This window comes from Mesorhizobium sp. M2A.F.Ca.ET.037.01.1.1 (genome assembly GCF_003998075.1).
In the GTDB taxonomy this organism is placed as follows: Bacteria; Pseudomonadota; Alphaproteobacteria; order Rhizobiales; family Rhizobiaceae; genus Mesorhizobium.
This window is the reverse complement of record NZ_RZSA01000495.1, coordinates 1-4,817: the sequence shown is the minus strand read 5'-3', so window position 1 is coordinate 4,817 and position 4,817 is coordinate 1. Positions and strand designations below refer to the sequence as shown.

The 4,817-nt window shown below is 64.2% G+C and carries 4 protein-coding genes and 1 pseudogene; 2 read left to right on the top strand and 3 right to left on the bottom strand.

The annotated features are described in order from the left end of the window. Positions 1 to 548: pseudogene (locus EOA27_RS22360) on the top strand (murein L,D-transpeptidase catalytic domain family protein); the annotation flags it as partial. 109 nt (positions 549 to 657) lie between these two features. On the opposite strand, the gene EOA27_RS22355 reads toward EOA27_RS22360, so the two are convergent. After that, the gene (locus tag EOA27_RS22355; protein WP_126081748.1) at positions 658 to 1,107 is read right to left on the bottom strand and encodes a GatB/YqeY domain-containing protein; all 450 of its coding nucleotides are present in this window, start codon (positions 1,105 to 1,107) and stop codon (positions 658 to 660) included. Positions 1,108 to 1,369: 262 nt separating this feature from the next. Here EOA27_RS22355 and carA point away from each other — a divergent pair, with 262 nt between their 5' ends. Then, the gene (carA, locus tag EOA27_RS22350) at positions 1,370 to 2,575 is read left to right on the top strand and encodes a glutamine-hydrolyzing carbamoyl-phosphate synthase small subunit (RefSeq protein ID WP_126081747.1); all 1,206 of its coding nucleotides are present in this window, start codon (positions 1,370 to 1,372) and stop codon (positions 2,573 to 2,575) included. An 11-nt stretch (positions 2,576 to 2,586) separates the two neighbouring features. Here the strand turns inward: carA and EOA27_RS22345 are convergent, their stop codons facing one another. Both EOA27_RS22345 and EOA27_RS22340 read right to left on the bottom strand, forming a co-directional pair. Further along, positions 2,587 to 3,855: a TCR/Tet family MFS transporter gene (locus EOA27_RS22345; protein WP_126081746.1), complete on the bottom strand. Its 1,269-nt coding sequence runs from the start codon at positions 3,853 to 3,855 to the stop codon at positions 2,587 to 2,589. A 165-nt stretch (positions 3,856 to 4,020) separates the two neighbouring features. Then, the coding region (locus EOA27_RS22340) for a neutral zinc metallopeptidase (protein ID WP_145970469.1) at positions 4,021 to 4,817 on the bottom strand (797 nt) is incomplete at its 5' end.

The window sequence follows — 4,817 nt, the reverse complement described above, 5'->3', positions numbered from 1 at the left end:
ATATGACCGCCGAAACCAAGACGTCCTTCAAGGGATACTATCGCGTCGGCGCGCAGAACGCGGTTTTCATGCGCAGCTTCATCCAGTTCGACGGCGAAGGGGAAGCGGCGAACGCCAGGCAGCGTGTCATCGGGGGGCATCCGGCGGCCATCCTGAAGGGCTTGTGCATGCGCAAGAACCCGCAAAGCTCTTACGCCAACCGTGACGGCTTTGTGCCCTACGGCAAGCTGGTGAATTACGCCGGCGGCCGCAGCAATGGCTGCACCAGCTGGTCGCCAGCCGATGCCGAGCAGATCATCCCCCTGGTGAAGAACAGCCCGACGACGCTCTACATCTATCCGGAATCGCGCGACATCGCCGCCGTTGCGCGCGCCAAGGCCGGCGGCCAGGCGCTCTCGGCAGCGGGTGTCTATTGGAACGCCTCCTGCCTGAAGGAGATCGGCACCCCGAAATTCTGGCCGAAGAAGACGCTGGAGCCAATCATCGCGCAATACAAGAAGGACCATCCGGCGCCCCCGCCGCAGCCGGTGCCGATCTGCCAGGACTGAAGCAATTCCAGGAAAAGTGTGTAACGGTTTTCCGTCCGAAATTGCGAAAAAAACAAGGGGATAGCGGTTAGCCGGTTCCCTGAAACGGCGAAACGCTCGGCAGCCGCCCCTACTGCAGCAGTCCCTTGATGATGGCGCTCGCCTTGGCGAAGTCCATCTGGCCGGCATATTTCTGCTTCAGCGCGCCGATTACCTTGCCCATGTCCTTCTGGCTGGCGGCGCCGGTCGCCGCGATCACCTCGCGCGCCGCGGCCGTGATCGCCGCCTCGTCGAGCTGCGTCGGCAGGAATTCGCGGATGATCTCCATCTCGCCGCGCTCCTGCGCCGCCAGTTCCGGCCGCTTGCCGTCCTCGAACGCCTTGGCCGATTCCTCGCGCTGCTTCACCATCTTGGCGAGGATCTGCAGGATCTCCTCCTCGCTAGCCGGCGGCTTGCCGGCGCCGCGATTGGCGATGTCGCGGTCGTGGATGGCGGCCTGGATCAGCCGCAGCGTCGGCAGGCGGTGCTTGTCCTGCGCCTTCATCGCGCTCTTCATGGAATCGGCGATTTTCTCGCGCATTGTGGTTCTCCTTCGAATTCGGCGGACAATAGCTTCGCCGAACGGGCAACGCAAATTCCGACAAGCCGCTGATATTGCTGGACGAATGGAAATCAGAGCTGGCTGGCGGTGTCCGCATTGACCGTTCGGGTGCCTTCGCCTATGTACTCGGTCCTGCATGAGACAATGAGTTGACGCGCGGAGGCTGGGAAATCCTGCTTCGCGCGCTTTGCTGCGCGAGTGGTCCCGTTGACCAGTCGCAGCGCCTGACAGGAGTGCCGCCATGGCCACGACCACCGCCCCCTGGGCCACCGAAAAGCCGACCGCCCTTCTGGTGCTCGCCGACGGCACGGTGATCGAGGGCCGCGGTCTCGGCGCCACCGGATCGGCCGTCGCCGAGGTGTGCTTCAACACGGCGCTGACCGGCTACGAGGAGATCCTCACCGATCCGTCCTACGCTGGCCAGATCGTCACCTTCACCTTCCCGCATATCGGCAATGTCGGCACCAATGACGAGGACATCGAGGACTTGCATCCGGCGGCCCGCGCCGGCGCTGTCGGCGCCATCTTCAAGGCCAATGTCACCGATCCGTCCAACTATCGCGCGGCCAGCCATCTCGACCAGTGGCTGAAGCGGCGCGGCATCGTCGCGCTGTCCGGCATCGACACCCGCGCGCTGACCGTGTTGATCCGCGAGAAGGGCATGCCCAATGCCGTTATCGCGCATGCGCCCGACGGCGTTTTCGACATCGAGGACCTGAAGCGGCAGGCGGCTGCCTGGTCGGGCCTGATCGGCCTCGATCTCGCCAAGGAGGTCACATCGGGCCAGTCCTCGGTCTGGCGCGAGACGCCCTGGGTGTGGAACGAAGGCTATGGCGAGCAGGACGCGCCGTCGATGCATGTCGTGGCCATCGACTACGGCGTCAAGCGCAACATCCTGCGCCTGCTTGCGGGCCTGGGCGCCAAGGTCACCGTCGTGCCGGCCAAGACCGTTGCGGAGGAGATCCTCGCAATGCAGCCGGACGGCATCTTCCTGTCCAATGGCCCCGGCGACCCGGAAGCGACCGGCGAATATGCCGTGCCGGTGATCCAGAACCTCTTGAAGACCGACATTCCGGTGTTCGGCATCTGCCTCGGCCATCAGATGCTGGCGCTGGCGCTCGGCGGCAAGACCGAGAAGATGCATCAGGGCCACCACGGCGCCAACCATCCGGTCAAGGACCACACCACCGGCAAAGTCGAGATCGTCTCGATGAACCACGGTTTCGCCGTCGACGCCGACTCGCTGCCCGAAGGCGTCGAGGAAACCCATGTCTCGCTCTTCGACGGTTCGAACTGCGGCATCGCGCTGACGGGCCGGCCGGTCTTCTCGGTCCAGCATCATCCCGAGGCCTCGCCCGGCCCGCAGGATTCGCATTACCTCTTCCGCCGCTTCGTCAACCTGATCCGCGAGCGGCGCGGCGAGGAAGCGCTGGCAGAGCGCGCCTAGCTCAACGCCGCCTAGACAGTGTTCGTCACGGCCTCCTGGGTGTGCATGCGCTCGACTTCCTTCGGCGTCGGCCTGGCCACTTTCGTCACGAAGACGATGACCGCCAGCGTCAGGAAAATCGCGCCGAGCACATAGGGCGCGCCGCCGAACACGACCGGCGCGGTCGGGCTCGTGAACCAGGAAAAGATCGCCGTGTAGAGCAACGGTGTGATGATCGAGGTGATCGAGAAGATCGAGGTCATCGCGCCCTGCAATTCGCCTTGCGCCGACGGCGGCACCTTGGCGGCGGCGAGGCTCCTCAGCGGCGGATCGGCCAGCGCCTCCAGGCAGCCGGCCACGATCACCGCATAGACCATCCAGCCTTGCGTCGCGAAGGCGTAGCCGAAGGCGCCGAGCGCAGTGATGGTCAGCCCGATCGCCGCCGTCTTCCACTCGCCGAGTTTCGGAATGATCCGCGGCAGCACCGTCGCCATGATGATCGCGCCGCACAGGCCGAAGGCGCCGAGCGAGAAGCCGATCTGCTGCTGGTTCCAGCCATAGCGGTAGTTGGAGACGAACGCCCAGACCGCCGGATACATCATATGGCCGAGCGTCATCAGGAAGAACACCAGCCCGATCCAGCCGATGCCCGGATAATTGCGCATCTGCAACAGCGTGCCGACCGGATTGGCGCGCTTCCACTCGAAGGGCCGGCGGTGTTTTTCGTCCAGCGTCTCGGGCAGAAATACCATCGCGATCAGGAAATTCACGAAGGCAAGCGCTGCCGCGAAATAGAACGGCACACGCGGCCCGAACGTGCCGAGCACCCCGCCCAGCACCGGGCCGATGACGAAGCCGACGCCGAAGGCGATGCCGAGCAGGCCGAAATTCTTAGCCCGGTTCTCATCATTCGAGATGTCGGCGATGAAGGCCGATGTCGTCGAGTAGCTGGCGCCGGAAATGCCGGCGAGCACGCGGCCGATGAACAGCATCGGATAGGACCAGGCGATGGCGCAGATCAGATTGTCGATCGAGAAGGTCAGCACCGAGGCAAGCAGGACCGGCCGTCGCCCGAAACGGTCGCTCAGGCCGCCGATGATCGGCGCGAAGAAGAACTGCATCGCCGCATAGACGAAAAACAGCCAGCCGCCCTCGATGGCGGCCTCGCTGACGCTGACGCCGCTCAGTTCCTCCAGATAGGCCGGCAGCACCGGCATGATGATGCCGAAGCCGATGATGTCGAGCAAAAGCGTCGTGAAAACGAGCGCAAGGCCCCGCTTGGCGGTTTTCGGGTCGATCATGGTGACAAGCTCCTCATCCGCCCTGGGGCACGGGCGGGACGGACCTTATAGGCGAGGTCAGCGGCCGGAACAATCCGCGAACGAACGCAAATGCCTTATGCTGACACCACTTGCCAGCGGGCGCCGATCACGGATCGTCACTCGAAAAGAGGGGGAAACGCCGCCTCAGATCGGACCGCTCATCGTGTTGCAGTCGGACAGCTTGCCGCTCTTGAAGCCCCGCGCCAGCCAGGTCTGCCGCTGCTGCGAAGTGCCATGGTTGAAGCTTTCCGGCACGACATAGCCCTGCATCTTTTTCTGCAGCGTGTCGTCGCCGATCTGCTTGGCCGCGTTCAACGCGCTTTCGATGTCGCCCTGCTCCAAAATGCCCTTCTGCTGGGTGAAATGCGCCCAGACACCGGCGAAGCAATCGGCCTGAAGCTCGATGCGCACCGACAACTGATTGGCGTCGGCCTCGCTCATGCCCTGCCGCATCTGGTTGAACTTGCCCATGATGCCGGTGAGGTTCTGCACGTGATGACCGATCTCGTGCGCCACCACATAGGCGCGCGCGAACTCGCCAGAAGCGCCGAACTGCTGGTCGAGCTGCTGGAAGAAGGTCATGTCCAGATAGACCTTGCGATCGCCAGGGCAGTAGAACGGCCCGGCCGCCGCCGAGGCGAAGCCGCAAGCCGAGCGAACCTGGCCGCTGAACAGCACCAGCCTGGGGTCCTCGTAGGTCAACCCCTGGGATTTGAAAATGCCGGTCCAGGTGTCCTCGGTATCGGCAAGCACGGTCGCGACGAACTGCTTCATCTCGTCATTGGCGGGCGCGTTGCCCTTGTCCTGTGTCTCGGTGATCTGGCCGCCGCCCCCCGGCAGCAAGCCGCCGTCGCCGCCACCCAGGATCTGCGACGGGTCGAAGCCGAAATACCATCCCGCCAGCACAACCAGGATGACCAGGAGGATGCTGCCGCCACCCC

Bases quoted from the DNA above. Each gene is read 5' to 3' on its own strand.
- EOA27_RS22355 (WP_126081748.1), bottom strand. From the start codon at position 1,107: ATGCGCGAGAAAATCGCCGATTCCATGAAGAGCGCGATGAAGGCGCAG.
- carA (WP_126081747.1), top strand. From the start codon at position 1,370: ATGGCCACGACCACCGCCCCCTGGGCCACCGAAAAGCCGACCGCCCTT.
- EOA27_RS22345 (WP_126081746.1), bottom strand. From the start codon at position 3,855: ATGATCGACCCGAAAACCGCCAAGCGGGGCCTTGCGCTCGTTTTCACG.